13 protein-coding genes are annotated in these 14,705 nt (G+C 66.3%); 7 read left to right on the plus strand and 6 right to left on the minus strand.

All coding sequences use genetic code 11. The features are described 5' to 3' along the window. The first annotated feature begins 59 nt into the window (after nucleotides 1–59). The 7 genes from DSM104440_RS10015 to DSM104440_RS10045 all read left to right on the plus strand — a co-directional run bounded on the left by DSM104440_RS10015 (nucleotide 60) and on the right by DSM104440_RS10045 (nucleotide 6,503). Entirely contained in the window at nucleotides 60–2,357 is a 2,298-nt protein-coding gene (locus tag DSM104440_RS10015) for a TonB-dependent receptor (protein ID WP_171162195.1), read from the plus strand. An 81-nt stretch (nucleotides 2,358–2,438) separates the two neighbouring features. After that, complete coding sequence (locus DSM104440_RS10020; protein ID WP_171162197.1) at nucleotides 2,439–3,119, plus strand: Fe2+-dependent dioxygenase; 681 nt, start codon at nucleotides 2,439–2,441, stop codon at nucleotides 3,117–3,119. A 2-nt stretch (nucleotides 3,120–3,121) separates the two neighbouring features. Next, nucleotides 3,122–3,658, plus strand: a complete 537-nt coding sequence (locus DSM104440_RS10025; RefSeq protein ID WP_171162199.1) for a DUF3016 domain-containing protein — start codon at nucleotides 3,122–3,124, stop codon at nucleotides 3,656–3,658. Next, entirely contained in the window at nucleotides 3,655–4,137 is a 483-nt protein-coding gene (bfr, locus tag DSM104440_RS10030; protein WP_171165858.1) for a bacterioferritin, read from the plus strand. Before DSM104440_RS10025 ends, bfr begins: the two co-directional genes overlap by 4 nt. Then, nucleotides 4,134–4,469 carry a hypothetical protein gene (locus DSM104440_RS10035; RefSeq protein ID WP_171162201.1) on the plus strand — a complete coding sequence of 112 codons (336 nt, stop codon included), beginning with the start codon at nucleotides 4,134–4,136 and terminating at the stop codon, nucleotides 4,467–4,469. Before bfr ends, DSM104440_RS10035 begins: the two co-directional genes overlap by 4 nt. A gap of 32 nt (nucleotides 4,470–4,501) precedes the next feature. Further along, nucleotides 4,502–5,686: an acyl-CoA dehydrogenase gene (locus tag DSM104440_RS10040; RefSeq protein ID WP_171162203.1), complete on the plus strand. Its 1,185-nt coding sequence runs from the start codon at nucleotides 4,502–4,504 to the stop codon at nucleotides 5,684–5,686. A gap of 28 nt (nucleotides 5,687–5,714) precedes the next feature. Then, nucleotides 5,715–6,503, plus strand: a complete 789-nt coding sequence (locus tag DSM104440_RS10045; protein WP_171162205.1) for a hypothetical protein — start codon at nucleotides 5,715–5,717, stop codon at nucleotides 6,501–6,503. 6 nt (nucleotides 6,504–6,509) lie between these two features. Here DSM104440_RS10045 and DSM104440_RS10050 read toward each other — a convergent pair whose 3' ends face one another. From DSM104440_RS10050 to DSM104440_RS10075, 6 genes are read right to left on the minus strand one after another with little or no spacing between them, the layout of a single operon-like run. After that, nucleotides 6,510–6,953 carry a DUF1178 family protein gene (locus DSM104440_RS10050; RefSeq protein ID WP_171162207.1) on the minus strand — a complete coding sequence of 148 codons (444 nt, stop codon included), beginning with the start codon at nucleotides 6,951–6,953 and terminating at the stop codon, nucleotides 6,510–6,512. Beyond that, a complete protein-coding gene (locus DSM104440_RS10055; protein ID WP_171162209.1) occupies nucleotides 6,950–8,284 on the minus strand; it encodes a malonyl-CoA decarboxylase in 1,335 nt (444 codons plus the stop codon). The genes DSM104440_RS10050 and DSM104440_RS10055 overlap by 4 nt, the downstream gene beginning before the upstream one ends. A gap of 1 nt (nucleotide 8,285) precedes the next feature. Beyond that, nucleotides 8,286–9,794: a malonate--CoA ligase gene (locus DSM104440_RS10060; RefSeq protein ID WP_171162211.1), complete on the minus strand. Its 1,509-nt coding sequence runs from the start codon at nucleotides 9,792–9,794 to the stop codon at nucleotides 8,286–8,288. After that, entirely contained in the window at nucleotides 9,794–11,050 is a 1,257-nt protein-coding gene (locus DSM104440_RS10065) for a carboxyl transferase domain-containing protein (protein WP_171162214.1), read from the minus strand. The genes DSM104440_RS10060 and DSM104440_RS10065 overlap by 1 nt, the downstream gene beginning before the upstream one ends. Beyond that, on the minus strand, nucleotides 11,047–13,899 hold the full coding sequence (locus tag DSM104440_RS10070) for an FAD-binding and (Fe-S)-binding domain-containing protein (protein ID WP_212758020.1): 2,853 nt from the start codon (nucleotides 13,897–13,899) through the stop codon (nucleotides 11,047–11,049). The genes DSM104440_RS10065 and DSM104440_RS10070 overlap by 4 nt, the downstream gene beginning before the upstream one ends. Beyond that, nucleotides 13,896–14,588 (minus strand): GntR family transcriptional regulator, encoded by a 693-nt coding sequence (locus DSM104440_RS10075; RefSeq protein ID WP_171162216.1) that lies wholly within the window; start codon nucleotides 14,586–14,588, stop codon nucleotides 13,896–13,898. Before DSM104440_RS10075 ends, DSM104440_RS10070 begins: the two co-directional genes overlap by 4 nt. Nucleotides 14,589–14,705: the final 117 nt, after the last annotated feature.

A 14,705-nucleotide genomic window follows, 5' to 3' on the forward strand; every position in this document is an offset into this window, starting at 1 on the left:
TTGGGGCCTCCCCCGCCCGTGCCAGCCAGCGCAATCAGGCACTTAACGGGAGAATTCCAATGAAGGCCCAGCTGGCCCCCTCGCAGTCCGCACCCTCGCTTCGCCCCATCGCCGACCTCGTCCGCCGCAGCTTTGTGCCCGCCGCCATCGGCTTCGCCGCCCTGCTCCCGCTGACCGCGGTGCACGCGCAAACACCCGCCCCGGCCCCGAAGGATCCGAAGAAGGAAACGACCCTTCCGGAAGTGAAGGTCCAGGGCGATGCGGATGACTTCAAGACCGAATCGACGCAATCGGTGACGCGCACGGACACGCCGCTGCGCGACATTCCGCAATTCGTGAACATCATTCCCCAGTCGGTGATCCGCTCGCAGAACGCGACGTCGCTCACCGATGCACTGCGCAACGTCCCCGGCGTGAGCTACGCCGCGGCCGAAGGCGGCACGCAGGCGAACCAGGTCTTCTACCTGCGCGGCTTCCCGGCCGGCGGCGACATCTACATCGACGGCGTTCGCGACATCGGCGAGTACAACCGCGATCTTTTCGCGACCGATTCGGTGGAAGTCCTCAAGGGACCTTCGGCGCTCATGTTCGGCCGCGGCTCTGCGGGCGGCCTCGTGAACCAGACGACCAAGGCCCCGGGCCTCGTGAACAAGAGCGAAGTGGCGCTCACGCTCGGCGATTTCGACACGAAGCGCATCACCGCCGACGTGAACGGCAACATGGGCGACGACAACGCCTTCCGCATCGCGGCACTCGCCGAGGATTCCGGCGCGTACCGCTACCCGCAGGACGTGAAGCGCATGGGCCTCGCGCCCAGCATTCGCTTCGGCATCGGCCACCCGCTGGACATCACGTTGTCGTACTACTACCTCAAGACCGAGGACGTGACCGACTACGGCCAACCGTCGCTGACGCCCGCGTACACCGGCACCACGAATTTCCAGATGCCGACGATGATCTCGCCGGAAAACTACTACGGCTACAAGAACCACGACTTCTCGAACCACGAGACCAATATCGCCACGGCGAAGATCGACTGGCGCATCGACAAGGACACGACGCTGCGCAACGTGACGCGCTATGCGGTGTACGAGCGCCAGGTCGAGGCGACGATTTCGACGCTCGCGGGCACTGACGCGAATGGCGCTCCCGTGACGCCCAACACGCCGCTGGAACTCCTGCGCGTGACGCGCAACCACGACGGCGGCCGCACGCGCGACAACGACGATGACGTGCTCATCAACCAGACGGACATCACCTGGAAGGGTTCGGCCGGTGGCATGAAGCACACGGTGCTCGGCGGCCTCGAGCTCGCGCGGGAAAGGCTCCACCGCTGGAACTACATCCTCGACGCGAACCCGAACCTGGCCGGCACGCAAGCGCCGACCTCGACGACCTCGTTCCTGAATCCCGATCCGTCGACCCAGCTCACATACACCAAGACGCCGAACGTCCGCGCCAAGGCGCAGGGCGATTCCGTGGCGTTCTATGCGCAGGACCAGATGGAGCTCACCGCGCAGTGGAAGGCGCTCCTCGGCCTGCGCTGGGAGCAGTACGACGCGAAGGCGCAAACCGAGTCCTATTCGACCGGCGTCATCGCGACGGGCCCTTTCAGCCGCAAGGACGACATGTGGAGCGGCCGCGCGGGCGTGATCTACCAGCCGACGGACCAGCAGTCGTATTACGTTGCCGCCGGCAACTCGTACAACCCGTCGGGTGAGCTCGGCGTTTACGGGGGCACGGGCACCAACCTCTCCGATCCGAACTCGCGCCTCGATCCCGAAGAGAACCGCAGCTACGAAGGCGGCGCGACCTGGGACTTCGCCAACGGCATGCAGCTTCGCGGCGCGCTCTTCCGCAACGAGAAGATCAACGCCCGCATGACGGATCCGGCGAGCAACACCGTGGTCCTCGCCGGCAAGAGACGCGTGGACGGCATCGAGCTCATGCTCGCGGGCCACGTCCTGCCCAACTGGGAGATCTACGGATCGCTCGCGCTCATGGACGGCAAGATCGTCTCGGGCCCGGACAACGTGAAGGGCAAGACTCCGCTGGGCGTGGCCGATTCCGCGGGCAACCTCTGGACGGTCTACAAGTTCGGCGGCGGTTGGGAAGTCGGTGGCGGCGTTCGCTACAGCTCGGGTGTCTGGCTGAACGACGCCAACACGGGCGAGACCGGCGACTACACGGTGTTCGACCTCACCGCCGCGTACGTGCGTCCGAACTGGGAGATCCGCGTCAACCTGCAGAACGTCGGCGACGAGACTTACTATGTCGGCGGCTACCAGAACAGTCCCAATCGCGTGCTGCCGGGCTCGCCGCGCGCGACGACCGTGACGTTCCGCTACACGTTCTGATGGAAAAAAAGGGGACAGTCCCCTTTTCGGAAATGGGGACTGTCCCCTTTTTACGGCCCGCTACCCGAAAGGCAGCCAACCGTGCTTCTTGAGATTCCGGGCGTCCTCACACCCGAGCAGGTCCAGCGGTTCCGCGCGCGGCTCGATGCCGCGCGCTGGATCGATGGCAACGTCACCTCCGGGCACCAGTCCGCGAAGGCAAAGTACAACGAGCAGATTCCCGAAGAGAGCGCCGAAGCGCGCGAGCTCGGCGACGAGATCATCGAAGCGCTTTCCCGCAGCCAACTCTTCATGTCGGCGGCGGTGCCCAAGCAGGTCTTTCCGCCTCTCTTCAACCGGTACAAGGAAGGAATGACCTTCGGCAGCCATGTCGACTCGGCGATCCGTTCGCACGGGCCGACGCGGGTTCGCATCCGGACGGACATTTCCGCAACGATCTTCCTGGCAGCACCCGAGGAGTACGACGGAGGCGAGCTCCTGATCGAGGACACCTACGGCGTGCAGAAGGTGAAGCTCGCCGCGGGCTCGATGGTCCTCTACCCGGCAACCAGCCTGCACCGCGTCGAACCGATCACGCGCGGTACCCGCATTGCCTCGTTTTTCTGGATCCAGAGCCTGGTGCGCGAGGACGCCCAGCGCGCCCTGCTGTTCGACCTCGACATGGCGATCATCCGGCTCACGAAGGCGAACCCGGGAGATCCCGCCCTTGTCTCGCTCACAGGGGTTTACCATAACCTCTTGCGCATGTGGACGGAGGTGTGATCATGAAGACGCGATACCTGGTCCTGGCCCTTTTCGGCGTTCTCGCCACCGCGGCGTTCGCCGCCCCGCCGGTCGTGACGGTGACGTATGTCGATCCCGACAAATTCACCGACGTGAAGTACGACTACATCCCGAACGCGAAGGAACGCGAGCACATCCTCGGGGAGCTCAAGAAGTACATCGAGGAGCGAGCGGCCAAGCGCCTGCCCGACGGCAGCAAGCTCGACGTGACCGTCACCGACGTGGACATGGCCGGTGGCTTCGACATGCCTGCAGGCGCTTCGGGCCTGTGGCGCACGCGGCTGGTGAAGGACATCTATCCGCCGCGGATGAACCTCGCGTTCAAGCTCACGGGCGACGACGGCAAGACGGTGAGCGAGGGCGAGCGCAAGCTCGTCGACCTCGGGTTCCTCATGGGCAACTACTCGATGAGCTCCGACATGCTGCGCTTCGAGAAGAAGATGCTCGATGCGTGGATCAGCAAGGAATTCCCGGGCGCGCCCAAGGCCGCCGCAAATGCGAGGGCACCACGGCCATGAAGGGCGACAAGAAGGTCATCCAGCTGCTCAATCGTCAGCTCACGCGCGAGCTCACGGCCGTCAACCAGTACTTCCTCCACGCGCGCATGTACAAGCAATGGGGCCTCGTGAAGCTGGGCGAGGTGGAATACCGCGAGTCGATCGAGGAGATGAAGCACGCGGACGCGCTGATCGAGCGCATCCTCATGCTCGACGGCCTGCCCAACCTCCAGGATCTCGGCAAGCTCTCCATCGGCGAGAACGCGCCCGAGATGCTCGCCGCCGACCTCGCCGTCGAGCAAGGCTCCCAGGTTTCGCTCAAGGAAGCCATTGCGCACTGCGAAACGGTGAAGGACTACGTCTCCCGCGAGATCCTCGAGGAGATCCTCGACGACACCGAGGAGCACATCGACTGGATCGAGACGCAGATCGATCTCATCGCGAAGGTCGGCCTGCAGAACTTCCTGCAATCGCAGATGCACACGGGAAGTGCCTCGTGAGGCGGGTACTCGCCGCAGCACTCACCGCGTTCGTCCTGCCCGCTGCCGCGCACACGTCCGATTGCACGCGCTTCGAAGGCATCGACAAGGCGCGTTGCGAAAGGCACTCCACGATGTTTCTCAAGTGCGGCATGGTGAAGGGCGAAGCCCATCACGAATGCGACCGCGAGTACCTCGTCGCCAATCCGCTCCAGTGCGGCTCGCTCAGCGGAACAGATGCGCAACGCTGCGAAAAGGAGAACGCGGCGTTCAAGTCATGCCAAGATCTCAAGGGCAGCGCGTTCGGCAGCTGCGTGCGCAAGACGATCAACGAAAGCCCAATGGGTCACTGATGAAAAACCGCCGCTGAAGCTCCGGGAACGAAATGAAACCCAACGACATGAAGCCCACGTTCAAGTGGGATGACCCGCTCCTCCTCGAAGACCTGCTGACCGAAGAAGAGCGCATGGTGCGCGACAGCGCCCGCGCCTGGTGCCAGGAGAAGCTCCTGCCGCGCGTCACCAACGCCCATCGCCATGAAGTCTTCGACCCCGCCGTCTTCCACGAGATGGGCGCGCTCGGCTTCCTCGGCTCGACCATCGACGGTTACGGCTGCGCCGGCGTGAACCACGTCTCCTACGGCCTCATCGCGCGCGAGATCGAGCGCGTCGATTCGGGCTACCGCTCCGGCATGAGCGTGCAGTCTTCGCTCGTCATGCACCCGATCCACGCGTACGGCACCGAGGAGCAGCGCAAGAAGTGGCTCCCGAAGCTCGCGACCGGCGAGCTGCTCGGCTGCTTCGGACTCACCGAACCCGACTTCGGGTCGGATGCGGGCGGCATGACGACGCGCGCGAAGAAGGTCGATGGCGGCTACAAGATGAACGGCGCGAAGATGTGGATCAGCCACGCACCGGTGGCCGACATCTTCGTCGTGTGGGCGAAGGACGATGCGGACGACATCCGCGGCTTCGTGCTCGAGAAGGGCATGAAGGGCCTCACCGCGCCGAAGATCGAAGGCAAGTTCAGCCTGCGCACGTCGATCACCGGCGAAGTCGTGATGGCCGATGTCTTCGTGCCCGACGAGAACCTGCTGCCCAATGTGAAGGGCCTCAAGGGGCCGTTCGGCTGCCTCAACAAGGCGCGCTTCGGTATTTCGTGGGGCACGATGGGCGCGGCCGAATTCTGCTGGCACGCCGCGCGCCAGTACACGATGGATCGCAAGGCGTTCGGCAAGCCCCTCGCCGCGAACCAGCTCGTGCAGAAGAAACTCTCCGACATGCTCACCGAGATCACGCTGGGCCTGCATGCAGCCCTGCGCCTCGGACGCCTGATGGATGAAGGCCGCGCGACGCCCGAGATGATCTCGCTCATGAAGCGCAACAACTGCGGCAAGGCGCTCGACATCGCGCGAGTGGCACGGGACATGCATGGGGGTAACGGCGTCGCGGACGAATTCCATGTGATCCGCCATGTCCTGAACCTTGAAGCCGTCAACACGTACGAAGGCACCCACGACATCCACGCGCTCATCCTCGGGCGCGCCCAGACGGGCATTTCCGCTTTCTGAGCGCCTGCTCGTAGCACTCCTGCTGGCGATGCCCTTCGCCACGCAGGACGCGCAGGTTGTGCCCGTCGCACCGCAAGAACCCCACGCCTCGGCGGGTCGCGTCACCTCCCCCTCGCCAGCCCCACCGGCGCCGCGCGACTATCGCGACTTCGTCGAAGCCAGGCGCGAGCAACTGGCCGCGATCGACGTTGCCTACGAAGTCTCGCAGGCGCTCGAAGAGTGCTACGCCGTTTCACTCGCGATCCCCGAGGCGCCTGCCTTCAAGCTCGTCGCGATGAGCCAGTCCTGGCCCGCGCTCGCGGCCTCGGAGGCGCTCACGATTCCCTGCCGCGGATTCGAGGGCCATCGCATCCACCCCGGTGAAGTCCTGTCGCTGTTGCGCTACGCGGCCGACGGCGGCGAGCCGCGCGCACGCGCGCGCCTGCTGCTGATGCGCGACGTCGCCGCACCAAAGGAATCGGCGCTGGAGGAAATCCCCTGGCTGCTCGCATCGAAGGACGCGGGCATCGTGCGCGACGTCGGGGCCTTCCTCGCGCGTGGCGAAACGGACGTCCGGCTGGGCGGCGAGGATGTCGCGGCGAAAGTGTCGGTGATCGCGTGGGAGCTCGCGGCGTGTGACCTGGGTTACGCGTGCGGTCCGGAAAGCCGCATCACGCTCGCGCAGTGCGCGTTCTCCGAAGCGTGTTCGGCGGGAAGCTACGAGCAGGCGCTGGAGATTGTCGAGCCGCCGGAAACGCTCGCGCGGGCACGCGCATTGCGCGACGGCATCGTGCGCGCGCTGGGCGCAGGCGACTGGCGCTGGCTGGGCCTGCGCTAGCGCGGGCTAGTGCTGGATTTCGTCGAGTCCAAGGTCGGACGAGACGGCGAACGCGTCCACGCCTTCGTCCTGCAGCTCGGCCGCTTCGTCGGGCGTGACGCTGCCGCGGATGCCGCGCTGCTCTTCCTCGCCGTAGTGGATGCGCTTGGCGATCTCGGCGAACTCGCGGCCGACGTCCTCCGTGTTCTTCAGGAGAAACGCGCGCAGTTCACCGATCGCCTTGGTGCGAATCGCAGCGGCGTTGGGATCGGGCTCGCTCGGGGGCGGGCTCGGCGCGGCCGAACCATGCGTGTGCACGTACGGCGCCGACGGAAGCTTCTCGACGCGCTTCGAGCCGCAGGCCGGGCACTCGAGGTGGCCTGCATCACGCAGCTTTTCGAACGCATCAGCCGAGCCGTACCAGCCTTCGAAGGCGTGGCCGGCGTTGCAAGTGAGGGCGTAGACGATCATGACGTTGACATGGGGGCGCTCGCGGTCGATTCAACCACCCCCTGCGCCTCCCGGGCGGCCCGTTCCACGGCGTCCGAATGCACGACCTTGTGACCCTTCACGTACGTCTCGTGGTTGTTCTCGACGTCGCCGAGGTCGTAGACGTAATTGACCATCAGCCCGAACGATTGCGCGAGGCCCTTGTGCGAAGCATCGGCCTGCCAGTTGATGCGTTCGAGCCGCGCGCCGTTGCCCAGGTGGAAACGCGCAACCGGATCGCGCACGTGCCCTGCATCCCATTCACGCGTGAGGTACCAGGCGGCGAGGTTCTCGAGCGGTGCACGCGCTTCGGCGGGCGGGAGCAAATCCGAACGCAGTGCCGCGAGGACAGCGGCACCGAGCGGCACGCCGGCCGACGCCTTGCGCTTGAGCCACGCACGAAACCCGGGCACCGGCGAGAGCGTTGCGAAGATCTTCACGTTGGGGAGCTCGGCATGCAGATCCGCCGCGACCTGCTTGATCAGGAAGTTGCCGAACGAGATGCCGCGCATCCCCGCCTGGCAGCTCGTGATCGAATAGAACACGGCGCACTTCGCGCGGCGCGGATCGCCGATCGTGCTCTCGGGCGCGAGGATGGGACCGACCGCCGCGGGCAGCTCATCGACGAACGCAACTTCCACGAACACGAGCGGCTCGTCGGCCAGCGCCGGATGGAAGAAGCCGAAGCAGCGGCGGTCGTTCTCCAGGCGGCGCTTGAGATCGGGAAAGCCCTGGATCTCGTGCACGGCCTCGTACGCAATCAGTTTCTCGAGCGTGGCCGCGGGCGAACGCCAGTCGATGCGCTTCAGCTCGAGGAAGCCGCGGTTGAACCAGGAGCCGAGCAAGTGCGTGAGGTCCTGGTCGACGATCGCCAGATGCGGGCGATCGCGCAATTCGTCGAGCAGCGCGCGACGCAGGCCGACGAGCACCGCGGTGCCGCCCGGCGCCATGTTCATTCGCCGGAAGACTTCCTGGCGCGGCGGTTCCACGAAGCGCTGCAGCAGCGCGTGGTTGGCGGGCGTGGGATCGCGATGCCAGGCCTGTGCGGCCTCGAGCACCGCATTGCGATCGGGGGAGAATTCGCGCGCGAGCGTATCGAAGAAGCGCCGGCGTCCCTCCACGCCCAGACCCGAATACATTGTCACCGCGCGTCGCGCCATGGCGGCACCCGTTGCCTCGCCACGCTCCGTGATCAACATATGCAACAGCCGCGCGAGACGATCGGCCTGGCGCTCTTCCTTCGAACGCACAACACCCGCCGCCGCTCCGGTGAGGGAACTCACGACGCGACGAATCAGGGAACCGGCTTCCACGTCATCCTCCCGAGTAACGATCGCGCAGCACGTTCTTCTGGACCTTGCCCATCGCGTTCCTGGGAAGCTCCTCAACGAAGTAGACCCGCTTGGGCACCTTGAAGTTCGCAAGGCGGGCCCTGAGTGCCGCAATCACATCCGCTTCACTGGGTTTCGCTTCGGCCTTCGCGACGATGATCGCCGTGACCGCTTCGCCGAAATCCTTGTGCGGCACACCGACCACCGCGGATTCGTGAACGCCGGGCAGCTCGTCGAGCGCGATTTCCACTTCCTTCGGATAGACGTTGTAGCCGCCAGTGATGATGAGATCCTTCGAGCGCCCGACGATCGAGAGGTAGCCGTCGTGCGAGAACGTGCCGACGTCGCCCGTCCTGAAGAAGCCGTCGGGCGTGAACTCTTCCTTGTTCTTCTCGGGGAGGCGCCAGTAGCCGGTGAGCACGTTCGGGCCGCGGACCTCGATCTGGCCGATGTCGCCGGGCTCGCAATGGCCGCCGGCTTCGTCGATCACGCGAACCTCGGTGCCCGGCAGCGGCGGGCCCACCGTGCCCGCTCGGCGATCGCCTTCGAGCGGATTGGAGGTCAGCATCCCGGTTTCGGTCATGCCGTAGCGCTCGAGGATGCGCTGCCCCGTGCGCTCCTCGAAGGCGATGTGCGTCTCCGCGAGCAGCGGCGCCGACCCCGAGATGAAGAGGCGCATGTTCGCGCAGGCGTCCTTCGTGAGATCGGGCGATTCGAGCAGCCGCGTATAGAAGGTCGGCACGCCCATGAAGACCGTCGAGGTGCGGAACTCCGCGAGCGCGCGGTCGGCGTCGAACTTCGCGTGGAAGCGCATCGACGTGCCGTTCATCAGCACGCAGTGGCAGGCGACGAAAAGACCGTGGACGTGGAACAGCGGCAGCATGTGCACCAGCACATCGGCCGGGCCGAATCCCCACGCCTTGTGCAACACCTCGGCATTCGAACCGAGGTTGCGGTGCGTGATCATCGCGCCCTTCGAGCGGCCCGTCGTTCCCGAGGTGTAGAGGATCGCGGCGAGATCGTCCGGATCGCGCGGGACAGTTGCGAACGTGCTCGCCGCACTCTTGGTCGCCTGGACGAAAGTCCCCTGCCCGTTCGCGGTCAGCGTGAAGAGGTTCTTGATGCCGCGCGCGGCCGCAAGCGGTTGCAGCCACGGAATCGACGCGGACTGCGTGATGACGGCACCGGGTTCGGCGTTGTCGAGGAAGTACGCGACTTCCTTCGCCTGGTAGGCGGAGTTCAGCGGAAGGTAGACGAGTCCCGCGCGCAGGCACGCGAGGTAGACCAGCAATGCCTCGGGCGACTTCTCCACCTGCACGGCAACGCGGTCGCCGGGCGCGAGGCCAAGGCCCGCGAAGAACGATGCATACCGTGCGCTCGTCGCTTCGGCCTCGGCATACGTCAGGACCCGGCCGTGATCGAGGTGGAGGAGCGGCGCCGAGCGATCGGCGGGAAAACGGGATTCGAAGAGTGTGTAGAGATTGGCGTCCATCAGATCGCTTCTATGATGCCGAGCTTGAGCTGCGCATCGGCGACACCGGCCGTGATGGCCTCCTTCGCGATCGCTTCCTTGTCGGGCTCGGCGTCGTTGGTTTCACCCAGGATGGCGGCGATCGCTGCCCCCGGGAGGACTTGCACGTGCGCGCCATAAACGACGCTGACATGGGTTGCGGGCGCGGCAAGCGCGACATACACCCCACCGCCTGCGCGATCGAGAATCGTCATTTCGATGTGCGCGCCGGAGATGCGCAGCGCCGTGAGCGCGTAACTCATCCCGACGATGTATTCGGACAGGACGATCTTCTCGTCCTCGATGCGCGCCGCGTGCGATTCGCAGTCGAGGATCACGTGCACGTGCGTGGCCTTCTTCGCGACAAGCCGCCAGGCCCTTTCGGCGAAGCGGTACGCGCGCTCGGCGCCGACGGGCGTGCGGCTCACGAGGCCGAGGATCGCCTCCTCGCGCCCCTCGCGCTTGCCCACGCCGGTGACCAGGCCATCGGATTCATCGGCTTCATAGCCCTCGGGAAACAGGCGCGCGAGATCCTTGCGCATCAGCGGAACGCCCGCGGGCGGCTCGCGCCCCGGCAGCCGTTCGTGGCGTGCCTTGTGCTGCCTGAGCAGGCCCTCGAAGCCTTCGGACTTCGCGCCGAGCGCCTTTCGCAGCCAATCCGCGAGATCCATGCCGTCGGCATGACGCTGGTTGACGGGGTTGGCCTTGCTGCGCGCCTCGGCCGTCAGCGCGAGTCCCGCCATCGTCTTGAACATTTCGTCGAGCGCGCTCATGCCCGCGGCGGCCGCGAGGATGGACGGACCCGACATCGCCAATTGCGTGTCGGCGTTGAAGAGCCGCGCCGAAGCGAGGTGCGCGAGCATCGATGAACCGCCGTAGGCATTCTTTCCCAGGACGACCGCGACCGGAACGCCCGCGCACGCGGCATCGAGGCCGGCGCGGAAGACGCGGCGGAATGCGCCCAGGGCGGCGAGACCTTCGGAGACCTTGGCGCCCGCCGAGTCGAGATAGATGACCAGCGGTGAACGCTCCATCGCGGCGATCTTCATCACGGCGACCAGCTTCTTCGCCTCGTGCGTGCCGATGGACCCGCTCGCGAGATGGTTCTCGACCAGGGCCACGTGGACCTTGCGCGCATCGAGCGTGCCCGTGCCGACGGTGACATTGCCGGCGCGATTGCCGGCCGCACGGAAATCGAGAGCCTGTTTGAGCGCGGCCAGCAGCGCGGGGCCGTTCACAGGAACTCCGCGAGGGTGACGAACGGGTGCGCGGCTTCGCGGCCGGCGCCGTCGGCGATCTGGTGGCGGCAGCTCGTGCCGGCCGCGACGATGCGCGCGTTGCCTGCGGAGCGCACCGCCGGGAGCAGTGAAAGCTCGGCCATCTTCATCGACACGTCGTAATGCCCTTTCTCGTAGCCGAAGGTGCCGGCCATTCCGCAGCACGACGACTCTATCGGCTCGACCTTCGCGCCCGGGATGACCCGGAGCAATTCCAGCGTCGCCGAAAATGTGTCAAAGGCCTTCTGGTGGCAATGGCCGTGAACGCGAATGTCGCCGGCCTGCGCGCCTTCGCGCCACGCGAGCTTGCTGCGGCCTTCGCGAACTTCTGCGGCGAGGAACTCGTCGGCGAGGTGCGCCGCCTTCGCGAGCCGCTCGGCATCCGCGTCGCCCGGGAGCAGCGCGAGGTACTCGTCGCGAAAGGTGAAGAGGCACGAGGGTTCGAGCCCCAGGATCGGCGTGCCGCGATCGACGAAGGGCTTGAGCGCGGCGATCGTGCGGCGGGCCTCCGCGCGGGCTTCATCGACCATGCCGGTCGCGAGGTACGTCCGGCCGCAACACAAGGGGCGCTCGCCCGCGACCTGTGCGGTGACGACATTGAATCCCGCCGCACCCAGCACCTTCGCGGCCGCGGCGAGGTTCGCCGGTTCCTGCCAGTTGTTGAATGTGTCGGCGAAGAGAACGACTTCGCGGCCCGTGCCCTTCGACGCAGCGGCATTCGGGAGCCAGGGCTTCGTCCAGCGAGGCAGCGCGCGGCGCCGGTCGATTCCCACGACCCACTCGATCAGGGCCGCGGCACCCGGCATGGCCGTCGCCACTCGCGCGAGCGGTGCCAGGCGCGAATGCCAGCGCGCATGGCGCGGCATGTTGGCCACGAGGCGATCGCGCAGCGTGAATCCATGGCGCCGCTTGTAGTGAAAGAGGTGCTCGATCTTCATGCGCGCCATGTCCACGCCCGTGGGGCATTCGCGCTTGCAGCCCTTGCAGGAAACGCAGAGATCAAGCGCTTCATGCACCGCATCGTCGGCGATTCCCTCGCGGCCGAGCTGGCCGCTGACCGCCAGGCGCAGGGTGTTCGCGCGCCCGCGCGTCACGTCCTTCTCCGAACGCGTGGCGCGATAGCTCGGGCACATCGTGCCCGCGTCGAACTTGCGGCAGTGTCCGTTGTTGTTGCACATCTCGACCGCGCCGCCGAAGCCGCCCCACGCATTCCAATCGAGGGCGATGGGCACGACCTTCGTTTCATACCCGGGCTTGTAGCGAAACAGCGAGCGATCGTCCTGCTTCGGCGGATTCACGATCTTGCCGGGGTTCATGAGCCCCTTCGGATCGAACCAGCCCTTGATCTCGGCGAGCGTAGCGGTCAGGCGCGGGCCGAAGAACGGCGCGATCCATTCGCTGCGCACGAGGCCATCGCCGTGCTCGCCCGAGTACGCGCCCTTGTAGCGGCGCACGAGCTCGGCGGCCTCCTCGGCGATCGCGCGCATGCGCTTCGCTCCGTCGCCCTTCATGTTGAGTATCGGGCGCACATGCAGGCAGCCGACCGACGCGTGCGCGTAGAACGTGCCCTCGGTGCCGTGCTTGCGAAAGACGTCGGAGAGCTGCGCGGTGTATTCGGCGAGATGGGGCAGCGGCACGGCGCAGTCCTCGATGAAGGACACGGGTTTGCCGTCTCCCTTCATCGACATCATGATGTTGAGGCCCGCCTTGCGGACTTCCCACACGGCCTTCTGCGCGTTGGCATCGACGATGGGCACCACGGAATCCGGAAAACCCAGGTCCGCCATCAGTTCGGCGAGGCGGCGCACGCCCTCTTCCTGCGGCGCCAGCGATTCGCCGGCAAATTCCACCAGCAGGATCGCGTCGGGCTCGCCCTTGAGGAAACCCTTCACCGTACCGGCGAATGCGGGAATGCGGCGCGAAAGCTCGAGCATCGTGCGATCGACGAGCTCCACCGCGCACGGTCCCAGCTTCACGATGTGCTGCGCGGCGTCCATCGCGTCGTAGAAGCGCGGGAAGTGCGCGACGCCGAGCGCCTTGTGCCTGGGCAGCGGCGCGAGATCGATGTGGATCTTCTCGCTCCAGGCGAGCGTGCCTTCGCTGCCGACCAGGAGCTTCGCGAGATTGAAGCCCTCGGGCGCGAGGCGATCGAGGTTGTAGCCGGCCACGCGCCGCGCCACGGGGGGAAAGCGCGCAGCAATTTCTTCGCGTTCGCGGGCCCATAGCGCGCGGGCCTGGGCCGCGATCTGGCGAATGCGCGCGTGGTCGACATTGGCATCGACCCCGAAGCGGCCACGCTCGCCGGTCGGCAGCCACGCATCGATCGCGGCGACACGGTCAACCATGTTTCCGTACGCGAGCGAACGCGAGCCACAGGAATTGTTGCCCGTCATGCCGCCGATCGTCGCCTGCGCCGCGGTCGAGACATCGACGGGATACCACAGGCCCTTCGCGCGAAGGCCGTTGTTGAGTTGATCGAGAACCACACCCGGCTCGACCACGGCGCGCCTGGCTGCGACGTCGACTTCGATCACGTTCGTGAGGAACTTGGATGCGTCGATGACCAGCGCCTCGCCGACGGTCTGGCCGCACTGCGACGTGCCGCCGCCGCGGGGCAGGATGGCCACACCCTCCTCGATCGCGACCTGCAGCGCGACCACGGCCGCGTCGCGGGTCCGCGGGATCGCGACACCGATCGGCGTCACCTGGTAGATCGAGGCGTCGGTGGAATATCGGCCGCGCGTTGCGGCATCGAAGTGCACCTCGCCGTCCAATTCGCGGCGCAGGCGCTCCTCGAGCGCTCGGCTCAAGCCGATTCCCTCAGGCTCGCGAGCACGCGCGAGACGACGCCGAGCTTGTTGGCCAGGTGATGCGCGAGCTGTTTCTTGAGGCGCGGCGCGTCGCGCGCCATGAGCGCGGCGAGGATCTCCTCGTGCTCGGCGATCGCCTGGTCCCAGCGTTCGCTGTTCACGTTCGCCTGGTAGCGCACGCGCCGCACGCGATCGTTGAGCATGCGGTAGGTCTGCGAGAGCACTTCGTTGCCCGCGCAATCGATGATCTTGAAGTGGATCGCCTGGTTGCGCGCGAAATAGGACGGGTGGTCCTCGCGCGCGCGGTCGGCGAGCATCTCGAAGTGCAGCGCGCGGATCTCGTTGATGTCCGCGTCGCTCGCGCGCTCGCACGCGACCTCGCCCGCATAGGCTTCGAGCGCGCCCATCACCTGCAGCGCATCGCGAACGCGCGCCTCGTCGATCGGCGCGACAATCGCGCCACGATGCGGCAGCAGTTGAACGTGCCCTTCGGAAGCAAGACGCCGCGTGGCTTCGCGCAGCGGTGTTCGCGATATGCCGAGGAGCTCCGTCAACTCGCGTTCGTTGAGCCGCGCACCGGCCTTGAGCTCGCCGCGAATGATGAGATCGCGCAGGCGCCGCGTGGTCTCCTCCTGGAGCGTGTCATTGGCCTCGGCGGCCACCGGGGCGATGCGAAGGACGGCGGTCATTTTTGTATGCAAACCTTACCGGCGACGGGCCGGAGCCTGCTGCTGCGCAGCATTGACACCCCTACGGCACGTCCTTATTGTATACAAAACCGCCCCGCTCACTGCAACACCCTGCAC

Origin of the sequence: Usitatibacter palustris (assembly GCF_013003985.1) — a bacterium.
Taxonomy (GTDB): Bacteria; Pseudomonadota; Gammaproteobacteria; order Burkholderiales; family Usitatibacteraceae; genus Usitatibacter; species Usitatibacter palustris.